Raw genomic sequence first — 16,302 nt, forward strand, 5'->3', positions numbered from 1 at the left:
GCTGTCAAGCACGGTGGGCGACACCGGGTGAAGATCCAGGTCACACGCCATAACCACACACAGCGCCACCGACACGGTCGCGCTCTACGAGTCGGATGCGGCATCGAGGAGAATCGGCAGTAAAATGCGAAAGATGAACGGATTGGGAGACCTCGAGCGGGCAGTCATGGACACGCTGTGGGCCACTCCCACCCCACAGACGGTCCGACAGGTCCACGAATCACTCTCGGAGAACAGGTCACTGGCCTACACGACGGTGATGACGGTCCTGCAGCGCCTGGCCAAGAAGAATCTGGTCACCCAGATCCGTGAGGACCGCGCCCACAAGTACGTGCCGACACATCCGCGCGAAGACCTGGTCGCCTCGCTGATGGTGGACGCCCTGAGCGAAGCCGACGCCCCTGGTTCCCGCCACGCGGCGCTGGTCTCGTTCGTCGGTCGGGTCGGAGCCGACGAGGCCGCCGCCCTGCGCCACGCGCTCGATGAGCTCGAAGCCGCCCGTGCGCCGCACGAAACCGGCTAGATTCACCTGACACAGCCCGCACAGCCCAACCGCGAGGACAGCCAACGATGACCGCCCTTCTCTTCGGCATCCTGACGTTGCTGTTGGTCGGTCCCGTTCCGGAGGCCCTGTCCCGCGCCGCGTGGCCGATTCGCGCGCCACGCGCGGCGATGACGCTGTGGCAGGCGATAGCCCTGGCCGCGGTGCTCTCGGCGTTCAGTTGCGGACTCGCGATCGCGGCGAATCTCCTCGCCCCCGGTGCCGACGGCACCCCGACCACCCACCCGCTGCACGAGATCGAACGTCTCGGCATCCCGCTGTGGTCGATCTACATCTCGGTCTTCGCCCTCACCCTGCTGATCGGCGCGCGGTTGTTGTTCACCGTGATCCGCGTCGGGGTGCGCACCCGCGCCCGCCGGGCCAACCACCGCCAACTGATCGACATCCTCGACGCCTGCGATCGCTCGGATCACACCCATCCGCTGTTCGCACGTGACATCCGCATGCTCGACGTGAGCGAACCGCTCGCGTATTGCCTGCCCGGCCTGCGTCAACGTGTCGTGCTCTCCGAAGGTGTGGTGTCCCGACTGACCCGCGACGAACTGATCGCGGTCATCGCGCACGAACGCGCCCACCTGCGCGCACGGCACGATCTGGTGCTCGAGGCGTTCATCGCACTCCACGAGGCATTCCCACGGTTCGTCCGCAGCAGTTCGGCCCTCGACGCGGTGAAGCTGCTCGTCGAGGCCCTCGCCGACGACCAGGCCGTCCGCGCCACCGCGCCGACCACCCTTGGTCGTGCGCTCGTCGCCTGCGCCGACGCGGTCGCCCCGCGCGGAGCGATGGCCGTCGGCGGCCCCACCACCCTCGCCCGGGTCAACCGTCTCTGTCACGACCGGCCCACCCCCCTGCTCGCGCTGGCCGCCTATGCCACCGCCGTGGCGATCCTCGTGGTACCCACCCTCGCGGTGGCCATCCCCTGGCTGACCGAGATCAGTCGGCTCCTCACGGCCCATCACTGACCGACGACATCGGCATCGGCCGGCACGGGTCACCCGACAACGCGCACCGGACCCGATAACCCATAGGCTGGGGACATGACCAACTCCGCCTCGTCTTCTCCTGCCACCAAGGCCCAGATCGGTGTCACCGGCCTGGCCGTGATGGGCTCGAACATCGCCCGCAACTTCGCCCGCCACGGGTACACCGTCGCCCTGCACAACCGCAGCATCGCCAAGACCGACGCGCTGATCCGCGACCACGGCAGCGAGGGTGCATTCATCCGCACCGAGAGCATCGCCGAGTTCATCGATGCACTCGAGAAGCCTCGACGCGTGCTGATCATGGTCAAGGCCGGCGACGCCACCGACGCGGTCATCAACGAACTCGCCGACGCCATGGAGACCGGCGACATCATCATCGACGGCGGCAACTCGCTCTATACCGACACCATCCGCCGCGAGAAGGCGATGGCCGAACGCGGACTGCACTTCGTCGGCGCCGGGATCTCCGGCGGCGAGGAGGGCGCGCTCAACGGACCGTCGATCATGCCCGGAGGCCCGGCCGAGTCCTACAAGTCACTGGGCCCGCTGCTGGAGTCGATCTCCGCCCACGTCGACGGCGAACCGTGCTGTACACACATCGGCCCCGACGGCAGCGGACACTTCGTCAAGATGGTGCACAACGGCATCGAGTACGCCGACATGCAACTCATCGGCGAGGCCTACGACCTGATGCGCCGCGTCCTGGGCATGCCCGTCGCCGACATCGCCGAGGTCTTCGACGGCTGGAACTCCGGCGACCTCGAGAGCTATCTGGTCGAGATCACCGCGCAGGTACTCGCCCAGGTCGACGCCGCCACCGGCACGCCACTCGTCGACGTCATCGTCGACGCCGCCGGGCAGAAGGGCACCGGTCGCTGGACGGTCAAATCGGCACTCGATCTCGGAATCCCGACCACCGGCATCGCCGAAGCCGTGTTCGCCCGCGCCCTCTCCAGCGCCACCGATCAGCGTGCCGCCGCACAAGGACTCGCCGGCGGCACCCCCGGCGCCGCCCCCACCGACACCGCGGCGTTCATCGACGACATCCGCGCCGCGCTCTACGCCTCCAAGGTGGTCGCCTACGCCCAGGGCTTCGACCAGATCGCGGCGGGCAGCAAGGAATACGGCTGGAACGTCGATCCGGGTGCACTGGCCACCATCTGGCGCGGCGGATGCATCATCCGCGCCCAGTTCCTCAACCGCATCCGCGAGGCCTACGCCGAGAACCCGGACCTGCCGAGCCTGCTGCTCGCCCCGTACTTCCGCGAGGCCGTCGAATCCGGTGTCGACGCCTGGCGCCGCGTGGTGGCCACCGCGGCGACCGTCGGGGTCCCGGTCCCGGCCTTCGCCTCGTCACTGTCCTACTACGACGCGCTGCGCAGCGAACGCCTACCCGCCGCGCTGACCCAGGGCCTGCGCGACTACTTCGGCGCGCACACCTACCAGCGCACCGACAAGCCCGGCACCTTCCACACCCTGTGGGGCGGCGACCGCAGCGAAGTCGAGCAGTAGCCCGACCGACCCACCACACCCCGAGCACAGAAAGGGACGTCGAGCGCAGCGATGCAATTCCTGTCCGGACACCACCTCACCCATGACCTGACCTACGACGACGTGTTCGTCGTACCGAACCGCTCGGATGTGACCTCGCGGTTCGACGTGGACCTGGGCACCCACGACGGGTCGGGAACGACCATCCCGGTGGTGGCGGCCAACATGACCGCTGTCTCGGGCAAGCGGATGGCCGAGACGTTGGCGCGTCGCGGTGGGCTCGCGGTGTTGCCCCAGGATCTACCGCTGGCGGCGGCCGCACGGTCGATTGCCTTCGTGAAATCACGCGACCTGGTGGCCGACACCCCGGTGACGCTGACCCGCGGGGATTCGGTGTCCGACGCGCTGGCCCTGCTGCACAAGCGAGCGCACGGGGCCGCGGTGGTCGTCGAGAACGACGTGCCGGTGGGACTGGTGACCGAGTCCGCGTGTACCGACGTCGATCGCTTCACCCGGGTCTCCGACGTCGCGGCGCCGGTGATCGTCACCCTGCCGGTACACACGCCGCCCCGAGAGGTGTTCGACGCGCTCACCGATCTCCGGCAGGAACTCGCGGTGCTGACTCATTCCGACGGCACGCTCGCCGGTGTGCTCACCCGCGTCGGGGCGCTGCGTCACGGTGTGTATCACCCCAATGTCGATTCCGACGGCCGGTTGCGGATCGCGGCCGCGGTCGGGATCAACGGCGATGTCGCAGCGAAGGCGTCCGATCTGGTCGAGGCAGGCGCCGACCTCTTGGTCATCGACACCGCCCACGGCCATCAGGAACGCATGATCGCCGCGGTGTCGGCGGTCGCGGCGGTCGGCCTCGGGGTACCGATCGTCGCCGGCAACGTGGTGTCCGCGCAGGGCACCATCGATCTGATCACCGCGGGCGCCGACATCGTCAAGGTGGGTGTGGGGCCGGGTGCGATGTGCACGACGCGGATGATGACCGGCGTGGGGCGTCCGCAGTTCTCCGCGGTCGCCGACTGCGCGGCCGCCGCCCGAGAGCACGGCGGGCACGTCTGGGCCGACGGCGGGGTGCGGCATCCGCGCGACGTCGCACTCGCGGTGGCCGCCGGGGCGTCCAATGTGATGATCGGCTCGTGGTTCGCCGGAACCTACGAATCGCCGGGCGATCTGCATCAGGATGCACGCGGCGCGTACAAGGTCAGTTTCGGCATGGCCTCCAAGCGTGCGGTGGCGGCCCGCTCCGCCGACGACAACGCCTACGACCGAGCCCGCAAGAGCCTCTTCGAGGAGGGCATCTCCTCGTCGCGCATTCCCGTCGACCCCGACCGGCCCAGCGTCGAGGACCTCCTCGACCACATCTGTTCCGGGGTGCGCAGTACCGCCACCTACACCGGCGCAAGGACCCTCACCGAGCTGCACGACCGGGTGATCCTCGGCGTCCAGTCGGCGGCCGGATTCGCCGAGGGACGCCCGTTGCCGGGCGGGTGGTGAGCGCCTGGTGCAGATCGTCCTCTACGTCGCCGGCCTGGTCGGCTTCGTCGCGCTCACCCTGGGCACGGCCCTGTTCGTCGCCGCGGAATTCTCGCTCACCGCACTCGAGCGCTCGGCCATCGACTCCGACGTCACCAACCGTGGTGATCGCCGCGCACGGATGGTGCAGCGCGCCCACCGCACACTGTCGTTCCAGCTCTCCGGAGCCCAACTCGGCATCACCATCACCACACTGGTCACCGGTTACATCGCCGAACCCGTTCTGGCGCAACTGATCACACCCGGACTCAAGGCGCTGGGACTCGGCTCCGGCGCGGCCGGAGGCATCTCCCTGGCACTGTCGTTGCTCATCGCGACGTCGTTGTCGATGGTGCTCGGCGAGCTGGTGCCGAAGAATCTCGCCATCGCCCACCCGTTGTCGGTGGCGCGCGCAACGGCCGGACCGATGACCATCTTCTCGGCGATGTTCCGCTACGTCATCAACGGCCTCAACGGCTCGGCCAACTGGGTGGTCCGCCGCCTCGGTATCGAGCCGGCCGAAGAGCTCCGCTCCGGGCGTTCGCCGCAGGAGTTGGCGTCGCTGGTGCGCAACTCGGCGCGGCAGGGCTCCATCGACGAGGACACCGCGACCCTGGTGAACCGTTCACTGCGATTCGGCGAACTCACCGCCGAGGATCTGATGACCCCGCGCGTCACGGTGGAATGCCTCGACCGTGATGCCAGCGTGCGCGACCTCGTCATCGCCTGCTCGGCCACCGGACATTCCCGGTTTCCCGTCGTCGACGACGGCGACCTCGACGATCTCATCGGCGTCGTGCACATCAAACAGGCCTTCACCGTCGCCCCCGACGAGCAGTCGACGACCACGGTCGCCGCCCTCTCCCGTCCCGTCGGCCGGGTACCGGTGACGCTGGACGGCGACGCGCTCATGGAGCGCATCCGCGCCGACGGCATGGAGATGTGCGTGGTCATCGACGAGTACGGCGGGACCGCGGGCATCGTGACGACCGAGGACCTCATCGAGGAGATCCTCGGCGACGTCACCGACGAGCACGACGACGAACACCCCGACGTCCAGGCCGACGGGGAGGGTTATCTCTGCGCGGGCCTGCTGCGGGTCGACGAGCTGTACGAGGCCACCGGATATCGGGCGCCGGACGGCTCCTACGACACCCTCGGCGGTCTGGTCATGTTCGTCCTCGGACGCATCCCGCAGGCCGGCGACTCGGTCGAGCTGCCGCTGCGGACTCCGGTGATCGATCCCGACCCAGATGACGACGACGAGTCCGACGACGCCGACGGTGAGCTCAGCGACCAACGATGGCGTGCGACGGTGACCGAGATGGACGGCAGGCGGGTCGACGTCGTGTCGCTGCAGCCGATCTCCGACGATCCGGCCCCGGACTCGTTGGCGGCTCGTTTCCACTGGAACTCCGACGCGGCGGGTGAGCGATGAACGACATCGGCGCCGTGGTGCTGGCGGTGGTGTTGCTGGCCGGCAACGCCTTCTTCGTCGGCGCGGAATTCTCGCTCATCTCCGCGCGACGCGACCGACTCGAGGCGCTCGCCGAGGACGGCAAGGCCCGGGCCCGCACCGTGATCCGGGCGGGCGAGCACCTGTCCTTGATGCTGGCCGGAGCGCAGCTGGGCATCACGGTCTGCTCGATCCTGCTCGGACGTGTCGCCGAACCCGCGGTGGCGCATCTCATCGAGGGACCCCTGGACCTGGTGCACATTCCCGAGCAGGTGGTGCATCCGATCGCCTTCGCGATCGCCCTCGCACTGGTGGTGGTGTTGCACATCCTGCTCGGCGAGATGGTGCCCAAGAACATCGCGCTGGCCGGACCGGAGACCTCGGCGATGCTGCTGGTACCCGTGCATCTGGCGTTCATCAAGATCGCGCGCCCGTTCATCAGCGTCTACAACTGGCTGGCGAACATCACGTTGCGTGCGATGCGGGTGGAACCCAAGGACGAGCTGGATTCGTCGGTGTCACCGGTCGAGCTCGCCCAGATGCTCGGCGAGTCCCGCGAGGAGGGACTCATCGACGCCGAGGAGCACGACCGACTCGATCGCGCGCTGCGGTCGGTGAGCCGGACCGTGGCCGAGGTGATGATCCCGCTGGACCGGATGCGCAGCGTAGACGTCGAGCGCGACCCGCAGACCGGCGGCAGCGGCCCCACCCTCGGCGCGGTGGAGCGTGCGGTCAGCGCCACCGGGTTCTCCCGATTCCCGGTCCGTGGCCCGGACGGCACCTACACCGGCTATCTGCACCTGAAGGACATCCTCGACGACATTCTCGACGAACGAATCGGCCCCGACACCGTCATCGGTGTCGACAAGGTCCGTCCGCTGCCGGTGATCGCCGCCGACACCCCGCTCGACGAGGCCACCGGCGTCCTGCGGCGGACCAGCTCGCATCTGGGTGCGGTCGTCGACGACACCGGCCGGACGGTCGGGATCGTCGCCCTGGCCGACCTCGTCGAGGAGTTCGTCGGGACGGTCCGCGACGAGACCCATCGGATCTGACGTGATCGGCGAGACCCTCGCTCCCGCACAGCGGCACGCGCAGCGCGATGCCCACGCGCGACGTGTCGAGGAGCTGATCGGTCCGTACCTGCGTGAGCGTCGGCGCGGTGGCCGTCATCCGGTGCTCGACTTCCTGTTCACCTATTACTCGTCGCGTCCCTCCCATGTGCGGCGGTGGCATCCCGGGTACGGGGTCGTCCTGCGCATCGACGACACCGCCCACGATCAGGCCTGGGCTCGGGAGGTCGGCACGCTGCGCGGCTATCACCACACGACCGCGGGCATCACCGTCGATCCGGCCTACCTGCGCCGTCGCCTCGATGCCGTGCGGTCCGCACGGGACCTGCTCACCCGGACCGCTGCCAGGCCTGCGCGCCTCGGGTGCTTCGGGCTGCACGAGTGGGCAATGGTGTACCGCACCACCGACACCCGGCACGCTGCGCCCCTGCGGCTCGGCGCCGCGGGCACCGATGCGGTGGTCGAGGCCATGCCGTTGCGCTGCACCCACTTCGACGCGTTCCGGTTCTTCACCGACCCCGCCCGCCCCCGCAACGAACGGCCCCTGGGCCCCGATGACCGGCTCGCCACCGACCAACCGGGCTGTCTGCACGTGTCGATGGACCTCTATCGCACCTGCTTCACCCTGGCCCCGCTGCTCGATTCGGCGCTGACGCTGGACGCCTTCGAGCTCGCCCGCGACGCCCGGGAGATCGACATGCGCGCGAGTCCCTACGATCTGCGGTCGCTCGGGTACGAGCCGATCGCGGTGGAGACCGCGGCCGGACGCGCGCACTACGTCCGCGAGCAGACCGCACTCACCCGCCGCGCCGCCGCGGTCCGGACGCGGATCGTCGCGGCGATCGACGCGCTGCCCGGCGTCGACGAACCGCCCTGCGCAGAGCCGACCGGGCCCGCCGGCGATGATTCCCGGCGAGTAACATAGGTGGCCGCACACCGCAGAACCACGACTTTCACACCCCGTCCGAGCACCTCGGTGCCGTGGGGGTGAGTGCTGTGGGGACCACACGAAGGAAGGCGCACATGTCTGACCGGATCACCGTCAACGGCTTGCAGGTCTCTCGAGTCCTCTACGACTTCGTCAACGATGAGGCGTTGCCGGGCACCGGTGTGGACGCCGACACCTTCTGGTCCGGAGCCGCCGAGATCGTCGCCGACCTCGCACCGAAGAACAAGGCGCTGCTCGCCGTCCGCGACGATCTGCAGGCCAAGATCGACACCTGGCACCGCGACCATCAGGGCGCCGACTTCTCCGACGCCACCACCTTCGGTGAGTACAAGGATTTTCTCACCGAGATCGGCTACCTCGTGCCGGTGCCCGACGACTTCCAGATCAGCACCACCGGCGTCGATCGCGAGATCAGCGAGACCGCAGGCCCACAGCTGGTGGTGCCGGTCCTCAACGCCCGCTTCGCGCTCAATGCCTCCAACGCCCGCTGGGGTTCGCTGTACGACGCCCTCTACGGCACCGACGTCATCCCGGAGACCGACGGCGCGGAGAAGGGCAAGTCCTACAACAAGGTTCGCGGCGACAAGGTCATCGCGTACGCAAAGGACTTCCTGGACAAGGCAGTTCCGCTCGAACAATGCAGCTACACCGACGTGACCGCGTTCACCGTCGACAACGGCGCGCTGTCGGTGACCCTGGCCGACGGATCGACGGCCACCCTCGCCGACCCGTCGGCGTTCGCCGGTTATCGCGGACAGGCCTCCTCGCCGTCGTCGATCCTGTTGCGCCACAACGGCCTCTACCTCGACATCGAGATCGACCCGAACTCCCCCATCGGCTCCACCGACCCGGCGGGCATCAAGGACGTGGTCATGGAGTCGGCGATCACCACGATCATGGACTTCGAGGACTCCGTCGCCGCGGTCGACGCCGACGACAAGGTGCTCGGCTACCGCAACTGGCTCGGCCTGAACAAGGGCGACCTGGCCGAAGAGGTGACCAAGGGCGGCAAGAGCTTCACCCGCCGCCTCAATCCCAACCGCGAGTACACCGGACCCGACGGGACCGGCTTCGACCTGCACGGCCGCTCGCTGCTGTTCGTCCGCAACGTCGGTCACCTGATGACCAACCCCGCGATCCTCGACGCCGACGGCAACGAGGTCCCCGAGGGCATCCTCGACGCCCTGGTCACCTCGCTGGCCGCCATCCACGGACTGTCCACCCAATCGGGTGTGCAGAACTCCCGGACCGGGTCCATCTACATCGTCAAGCCGAAGATGCACGGGCCCGACGAGGTCGCCTTCACCGTCGAGTTGTTCGGTCGCGTCGAGCAGGTCCTCGGCCTGCCGGAGAACACCCTCAAGGTCGGCATCATGGACGAGGAGCGCCGCACCACGGTGAACCTCAAGGCCGCGATCAAGGCCGCCGAGAAGCGGGTGGTGTTCATCAACACCGGCTTCCTCGACCGCACCGGCGACGAGATCCACACCTCGATGGAGGCCGGCGCCATGATCCGCAAGGGCGAGATGAAGAAGCAGAAGTGGATTCTCGCCTACGAGGACTTCAACGTCGACACCGGTTTGGCCGCCGGCCTGCAGCACAAGGCGCAGATCGGCAAGGGCATGTGGGCGATGACCGATCTGATGGCCGACATGGTCGAGCAGAAGATCGGCCAGCCCAAGGCCGGCGCGACGACCGCGTGGGTGCCCTCACCGACGGCGGCGACGCTGCACGCCATGCACTACCACCTCGTCGACGTCTTCGAGCGCCAGGATGAGATCGCCAAGCGGGATCCGGCCTCGGTCGATGACATCCTCACCATCCCGCTCGCCCCGAGGACCGATTGGTCCGACGAGGAGAAGCGCGAGGAGCTCGACAACAACTGCCAGTCCATCCTCGGCTACGTGGTGCGTTGGATCGACCACGGTGTCGGCTGCTCCAAGGTCCCCGACATCCACGACATCGCTCTGATGGAAGACCGTGCGACGCTGCGCATCTCGAGTCAGCTCCTCGCCAACTGGATCCGGCACGGCATCGTGACCGCCGACGACGTGGTCGACGCGCTCAAGCGGATGGCCCCGGTGGTCGACCGCCAGAACGAGGGCGACCCGGATTACCGGCCGATGGCCCCGGACTTCGACAGCAACATCGCCTGGCAGGCCGCCAAGGAGCTGATCCTGGAGGGCACCACCCAGCCCAGTGGCTACACCGAGCCGATCCTGCATCGCCGCCGCCGCGAGTACAAAGCGGCTGCTCAGGGCTGATTCGGCGCTGCGTGAGGTTTCCGACCGGCCCTGATATGCCATAGGGTGTGCCCGGGCCGGTCGGACAACGGAGGACCAACGGGTGGCACACCATCGCGTCGACGATGACAAGAACAGGTTGCGGCATCGCGGGGTGAGCCGCGGCCTGGTCATGGTTCTGCTGTCGGCGATCCTGATCGCCGCGTGTGTGGTGGTGTGGTTCCGCATCGGTGATCACGTCGACCGCGAGGCCGACGCCGCGGCCGCACAATGCGTCGACGGCCCGGCCACGGTAACCGTCCTCGCCGACCCCGACATCGCGCCGGGACTCGAGGCCATCGCGCAGGCCTATTCGGCGACCAATCCGGTGGTACGCGACCACTGTGTCCGCATCGCGGTCGCCGCCCGCGACGCCAAGATCACTCTCGACGGTCTGACCGGCAGCTGGGACACCGCATCGATGGGTCCGTATCCAGCCGCGTGGGTACCACAGTCGTCGGTGTGGGCCGCCCAGCTCACGACCGCCAAACCCGATCTCGTGGACGGCGATCCCGATTCGCTGGTCACCTCGCCGGTGGTGCTCGTGACCGCTCCGGAACTCGGGGCCAAGCTCACCGGCCAACTCGACTGGGGACAGCTCCCGACGCTGCAGAGTCGCGACGACAGTCTCGACGACCTCGGGCTGCGCGGCTGGGGGTCGTTGCGCATGTCGATGCCGCGTGAGGGCCAATCGGATCCGAGTGTCCTCGCCGCGCAGGCGGTGGCGATGCGGGTGACCCACAGTGTCGGCACCCTGACCGCTGCCGACGCCGCCTCGACGCGGGTGTCCTCGAGCATCGACGCACTCACCCGGACCGCTCCGCGGTCCCCCGACGGCTCGCCGGCGGGAGCGGCGACTGCGATTGCCACGGCCACGGACCCGGCGAGTGCACCCATTCATGCCGTGCCGATCACCGAACAGCGGCTGTATCAGCTGACCAAGGACGACGCCAAGGCCCGGCTCGCCGAGGTGATCCCCGACGGGCCGACCCCGATCGCCGACTTCCCCGTCCTGCACCTCAAGGGTGATCAGGTACCGCAGTTCGCCGGCGCCGCGATCTCCGAATTCCTCGGCTACGCCGAGAAACCCGAACACCTGCGGGCGCTGACCGGCCTCGGCTTCCGCGGCGACGCCCCGCTACCGCCGAAGACCGCGACGGTCGCCTTCCCGATGACCGACGATCCGATGCCCAATCCGGAGGATCAGGCCATCGTCACGATCAACAAGCTCGTGTACGGCACCAACGCGGGCTGACGGCCGCCCGGGTTGTCCTCAGCCACCGGTATCACTAGGCGAACGCCGCCACCGGCGGGCAACTGCACACGAGGTTGCGGTCGCCGAAGGCCCCGTCGATGCGCCGCACCGCCGGCCACACCTTGGCTCGCGCGCCCGCGGACGGCAGGCCCTGCGGGTACACGGCCACCTCCCGGGAGTACGGATGGTCCCACTCGCCGACGAGGCACTCGGCGGTATGCGGCGCTCCGCGTAGCGGGTTGTCCTCTGCGGGCCACGTGCCCGCGGCCACGGCGTCGATCTCGGCGCGGATTGCGATCATCGCGTCGCAGAACGCATCGAGTTCGTCGAGGTTCTCGCTCTCGGTCGGCTCGACCATCAGCGTCCCGGCCACCGGGAAACTCATCGTCGGCGCGTGGAAGCCGTAGTCGGCCAATCGTTTTGCCACATCGTCGACGGTGACACCGGTCTCCTTGGTCAGCGGACGCAGATCCAGGATCGCCTCGTGGGCCACCCAGCCGCCGACCTCACCGGTGTCCCCGGCACCGGCCTCGTGGCCGGTGTAGAGCACCGGGTAGTGATCGGCGAGCCGACGCGCGATGTAGTTCGCCGAGGCGATGGCAGTCAGCGTCGCCCGACGTAGACCGGCCGCCCCCATCATCGCGATGTAGGCGTAGGTGATCGGCAGGATCGACGCCGATCCGTAGGGCGCGGCGGCGATCGTCGGACCGTCCGGCAGCTCCGGCGCGAGCGGGTGGCCAGGCAGGAATGCCGCGAGATGACTACGCACCGCGACCGGGCCAACCCCGGGTCCGCCGCCGCCGTGCGGGATGCAGAACGTCTTGTGCAGGTTCAGATGACTCACGTCGCCGCCGAAGCGTCCCGGACGGGCAACGCCGACGAGCGCGTTCAGGTTCGCGCCGTCGACATACACCTGACCGCCGGCGTCGTGGACGGCCGCGCAGATGTCGGCGATGTCGTGTTCGAACACCCCGTGGGTGGAGGGATAGGTGATCATGATCGCGGCCAGACGCGTGCCGTGTTCGGCGATCTTGGCACGCAGATCCTCGACGTCGACGTCACCGTTGGTGCGGCAGGCCACCACGACCACCCGCATCCCGGCCATGACCGCCGAGGCCGCATTGGTGCCATGCGCACTCGACGGGATCAGGCACACGTCGCGGTCGGTGTCGCCGCGGCTGTGGTGGTAGCCGCGGATCGCCAGCAGGCCCGCGTACTCTCCCTGTGAACCCGCGTTGGGCTGCAGGCTCACCCGGTCGTAGCCGGTGATGGCCACCAGCCACGATTCCAGGGTCGCGATCAGCTCGCGGATGCCCGCACTGTCCTCGGCCGGGGCGAACGGGTGCAGTCCGGCGAAGCCCGGCCAGGTGATGGGTTCCATCTCCGCGGTGGCGTTGAGCTTCATCGTGCACGAGCCGAGCGGAATCATGCTGCGATCGAGCGCGATGTCCTTGTCGGACAGGGCTCGTAGGTATCGCAGCATCGACGTCTCGGTGCGGTGGCGGTGGAATGCCGGGTGCGTGAGGTAGTCACTCGTGCGTGTCGCGATCGGTTGTGCGAACTGCCTCGGGCGTACACCGGCGGAATCGAAGACACCGAGCACGGCGCGTACGTCGTCGTCGGTGGTGGTCTCGTCGCAGGCGATGCGCACGGTGTCGGCGTCTGCGCGCCACAGCGCGATTCCGGCCTGTCGGGCCGTGGCGACGATCCGGTCGGCACCGCCGGGGATCCGGACCGCGACGGTGTCGAAGAAGGTTGCGTGCTCGACGGCGAAGCCGGCGGCGGTGAGCGCGTCGGCGATCCGCGCGGCCCGTTCGTGCACCCGAATCGCGATGGCGCGCAACCCTTCCGGACCGTGATAGCCGGCATACATCGCCGCGATGATGGCGAGCAGGACCTGTGCGGTGCAGATGTTGCTGGTTGCCTTCTCGCGGCGGATGTGTTGTTCGCGCGTCTGCAGCGACAGCCGGTAGGCGAGGTTGTCATCGGCGTCCTTGGACACCCCGACGAGTCGTCCGGGCATCTGCCGGGTGTGGGCGGTACGCACCGCGAGGTATCCCGCGTGTGGGCCGCCGAAGCCCATCGGCACACCGAACCGCTGGGTGGTGCCGAAGGCGACGTCGGCGCCCAGCTCACCGGGCGGGGTGATGAGGGTCAGGGCCAACAGGTCGGCGCCCACCGCGACGAGTGCGCCGGCCCCATGAGCGGCCTCGATGATCGGCGCGGCGTCGATGATGCGGCCGGAGGCACCCGGCACCTGCAGCACGACGCCGAAGTAGTCGTCGGCGGGCAGACCGTACCCGGGGAGTTCGGGATGCAGTGCCGCCTCGACGACCTCGATCCCCAACGGCTCGGCACGGGACTCGATGACGGCGCGGGTCTGCGGGTAGAGATCGGCGTCGACGACCAGCCGCGCCGACTTCGACTTGCCCGCCCGGCGCATGAGCGTCATCGCCTCCGCCGCCGCGGTCGCCTCGTCGAGCATCGACGCATTCGCGACCTCGAGGCCGGTGAGGTCGGAGACCATGGTCTGGAAGTTGAGCAGTGCCTCGAGGCGCCCCTGGCTGATCTCGGGCTGATAGGGCGTGTAGGCGGTGTACCAGGCCGGGTTCTCCAGCACGTTGCGGCGGACCACCGGCGGGGTCAGCGTGTCGTAATAGCCCAGCCCGATCATCGAGCGGCAGACCGTGTTGCGGGCGGCGAGTTCGGCGAGTGTGGCAAGCACCTGGTGTTCGGTGGCCGGCGGAGGAAGGGCGTCGAGGCCGTTGTCGTCGGGCGAATCGGCGATCACCGCGGGCACCACGCGCGCGGCGAGTTCGTCGAGACCCGACACGCCGATGGTGGCCAGGATGTGCGCGGTCTCCGCGTTGTCGGGGCCCACGTGACGGTCGACGAAGGCCGGCGGGACGGGCAACCGGGATTCCACGGGCGACTGGGATTCGGACAGACGGGTCATGACGGGACCTCTCACGGGATCCGGACACCGGATCGTTCGGTCCTCCCCCTCTGTCATGCCGCGGATCGCAGATCCGGCCGGCGCCTGAGAGATTCGGCCGTACGCGGCGTCACCGACGCGTCTGGCCTTTCACCGTGGGCGGACGAGTGGCTCGTCACTTTCCAGAGACGCCGTCGTCCATCACGGTCCGGGTGCCTGAGAGTTTGACGGAGAGGTATTGCTCCTTCGGCGGTCACCGCGTGACCTCGTATCCGAGGCGTGGACGGCGACGCTCTCCCGTGATGCAGCGGCGCCCGCCCAGTCTACCGTCGGGTAACCCGCCGGGTGCAGCGCGCCACGAGGTGGCTATCCGGTGCGGCGCGTGCGGCTCTTGCGACGTGCCGCGAGCTCGTCCTCCGGAGCGGTCTCGGTGACGCCGCCGTCGGCCCGTTCACCGGGGAAGTCGGAGATGGTGCCGGTGAGTTCGCGCATGGCTCCGCTCACCGCGATCCCGAAGACGCCCTGACCACCCTGGAGCAGGTCGACGACTTCTTCGGCAGAGGTGCACTCGTAGACCGTCGTCCCGTCCGAGAACAGGGTGATCCGCGCGAGGTCCTCGACCCCCCGCTGACGCAGATGGTCGACCGCGACACGGATGTTCTGCAGCGAGATCCCGGTGTCGAGCAGACGTTTGACGATCTTGAGGACCAGGACGTCCTTGAACGAGTAGAGCCGTTGACTGCCGGACCCGGCGGCACCGCGAATCGACGGGACGACCAGCGAGGTCCGTGCCCAGTAGTCGAGCTGACGGTAGGTGATGCCGGCGATCTGGCAGGCGCTCGGGCCGCGGTAGCCGATCAGCTCGTCGGGCACCGTGTCATTGGGGAACAGGCCGGGAGCGATGTCCTCCAGGCTTCCCTGCGTCGCCGTTCGCGGCGCGCCACGATCCCCACTCGCACCGTTGTCCATCGGCTGATCGCCCACTGCAGACTCCTCGCCACACCTTGAGAACCGGTCGGACGGGCATGCACTTTGTCGGCCACCCTCGGTGGTCTACTGTACGCGCCCGCGCGCCGATCGATGTCCTGCTCGCCACGGATGTCCTGCGGCGATCCGGCACTGACGCTATGCCTGCCGACGACTCCGAATCAACGCGACGCGCCAGGAGGCTCAACCTCTACTTGAGATGGAGGCAGACGGAGACCAGACGGTTGCCGATCCGTGATGTGTCGCTCCCGCCGATGGCGAAACCGATCGCCTCACGCGGATCAGGCGCCGCCGCTCGCCTTGAAGTCGTCGGGTGAGACGTTGTCGAGGAACTCCTTGAACTTCTCGACCTCGTCGTCCTTCTCGTTCGGCGCCTCGTCGGTGTCCTCGTCCGGGATGAGCAGACCCGCCTCGGCGAGGACCTCCTCGTCGGCGATGATCGGGACCTCGGCACGCATGGCGACCGCGATCGAATCCGAGGGGCGCGCCGATACCCGGAGGTCGTTGGCGAAGACCATCTCGGCGTAGAAGGTGCCCTCTTGCATGTCGACGATGCGTACCTCGACGAGGGTCTGCCCGAACTCCTCGATGAGGTTCACGATCAGATCATGGGTCAATGGCCTCGGCGGCTCGATCCCCTTCTGCCGCAGCGCGATCGACGCGGCTTCACTCTGCCCGATCCAGATCGGCAGATATCGTGCGCCGTCGACCTCACGCAGCAACAACACGGGCTGACTCTGTGGCGGCTCGACGCGGATACCGACCACGCGCATTTCGCTCATGTCATGCACCTCCACCCGATGAC

General features: G+C 68.5%; 12 protein-coding genes and 2 riboswitches. Of the genes, 9 read left to right on the forward strand and 3 right to left on the reverse strand.

Going from position 1 to position 16,302, the window contains the following annotated elements; translation table 11 throughout:
• Window positions 1-124 precede the first annotated feature (124 nt).
• The 9 genes from P3L18_RS16640 (at window position 125) to P3L18_RS16680 (ending at window position 11,575) form a co-directional block, all read left to right on the forward strand.
• Window positions 125-523, forward strand: coding sequence for a BlaI/MecI/CopY family transcriptional regulator (locus tag P3L18_RS16640; RefSeq protein WP_006368063.1), 399 nt, complete (start codon window positions 125-127; stop codon window positions 521-523).
• A 47-nt stretch (window positions 524-570) separates the two neighbouring features.
• Complete coding sequence (locus P3L18_RS16645) at window positions 571-1,524, forward strand: M56 family metallopeptidase (RefSeq protein ID WP_006368064.1); 954 nt, start codon at window positions 571-573, stop codon at window positions 1,522-1,524.
• A gap of 75 nt (window positions 1,525-1,599) precedes the next feature.
• Window positions 1,600-3,057: an NADP-dependent phosphogluconate dehydrogenase gene (gene gndA / locus P3L18_RS16650; protein ID WP_006368065.1), complete on the forward strand. Its 1,458-nt coding sequence runs from the start codon at window positions 1,600-1,602 to the stop codon at window positions 3,055-3,057.
• 51 nt (window positions 3,058-3,108) lie between these two features.
• Window positions 3,109-4,542 carry a GuaB1 family IMP dehydrogenase-related protein gene (locus P3L18_RS16655; protein ID WP_271355504.1) on the forward strand — a complete coding sequence of 478 codons (1,434 nt, stop codon included), beginning with the start codon at window positions 3,109-3,111 and terminating at the stop codon, window positions 4,540-4,542.
• A 7-nt stretch (window positions 4,543-4,549) separates the two neighbouring features.
• Window positions 4,550-5,998: a hemolysin family protein gene (locus P3L18_RS16660; protein WP_276114703.1), complete on the forward strand. Its 1,449-nt coding sequence runs from the start codon at window positions 4,550-4,552 to the stop codon at window positions 5,996-5,998.
• Window positions 5,995-7,071: a hemolysin family protein gene (locus P3L18_RS16665; protein WP_020171154.1), complete on the forward strand. Its 1,077-nt coding sequence runs from the start codon at window positions 5,995-5,997 to the stop codon at window positions 7,069-7,071. The genes P3L18_RS16660 and P3L18_RS16665 overlap by 4 nt, the downstream gene beginning before the upstream one ends.
• 1 nt (window position 7,072) lies before the next feature.
• Window positions 7,073-8,014, forward strand: a complete 942-nt coding sequence (locus P3L18_RS16670) for a 3-methyladenine DNA glycosylase (RefSeq protein WP_276114704.1) — start codon at window positions 7,073-7,075, stop codon at window positions 8,012-8,014.
• Window positions 8,015-8,112: 98 nt separating this feature from the next.
• On the forward strand, window positions 8,113-10,302 hold the full coding sequence (locus P3L18_RS16675) for a malate synthase G (protein WP_006368070.1): 2,190 nt from the start codon (window positions 8,113-8,115) through the stop codon (window positions 10,300-10,302).
• A gap of 82 nt (window positions 10,303-10,384) precedes the next feature.
• Window positions 10,385-11,575 (forward strand): hypothetical protein, encoded by a 1,191-nt coding sequence (locus P3L18_RS16680; RefSeq protein ID WP_079929850.1) that lies wholly within the window; start codon window positions 10,385-10,387, stop codon window positions 11,573-11,575.
• 34 nt (window positions 11,576-11,609) lie between these two features.
• Here the strand turns inward: P3L18_RS16680 and gcvP are convergent, their stop codons facing one another.
• The 3 genes from gcvP to P3L18_RS16695 all read right to left on the reverse strand — a co-directional run bounded on the left by gcvP (window position 11,610) and on the right by P3L18_RS16695 (window position 16,279).
• Window positions 11,610-14,531: an aminomethyl-transferring glycine dehydrogenase gene (gene gcvP / locus P3L18_RS16685; RefSeq protein ID WP_020171150.1), complete on the reverse strand. Its 2,922-nt coding sequence runs from the start codon at window positions 14,529-14,531 to the stop codon at window positions 11,610-11,612.
• 40 nt (window positions 14,532-14,571) lie between these two features.
• Window positions 14,572-14,704: riboswitch (glycine riboswitch) on the reverse strand.
• Window positions 14,705-14,820, reverse strand: a riboswitch (glycine riboswitch).
• A 56-nt stretch (window positions 14,821-14,876) separates the two neighbouring features.
• The gene (locus P3L18_RS16690) at window positions 14,877-15,479 is read right to left on the reverse strand and encodes a MerR family transcriptional regulator (protein WP_043457717.1); all 603 of its coding nucleotides are present in this window, start codon (window positions 15,477-15,479) and stop codon (window positions 14,877-14,879) included.
• Between the two features lie 299 nt (window positions 15,480-15,778).
• Window positions 15,779-16,279: a bifunctional nuclease family protein gene (locus tag P3L18_RS16695; RefSeq protein ID WP_006368074.1), complete on the reverse strand. Its 501-nt coding sequence runs from the start codon at window positions 16,277-16,279 to the stop codon at window positions 15,779-15,781.
• Between the last annotated feature and the right edge of the window lie 23 nt (window positions 16,280-16,302).

The sequence above is a fragment of the Gordonia sp. N1V genome (assembly GCF_029269935.1).
Classification (GTDB): domain Bacteria; phylum Actinomycetota; class Actinomycetes; order Mycobacteriales; family Mycobacteriaceae; genus Gordonia; species Gordonia polyisoprenivorans.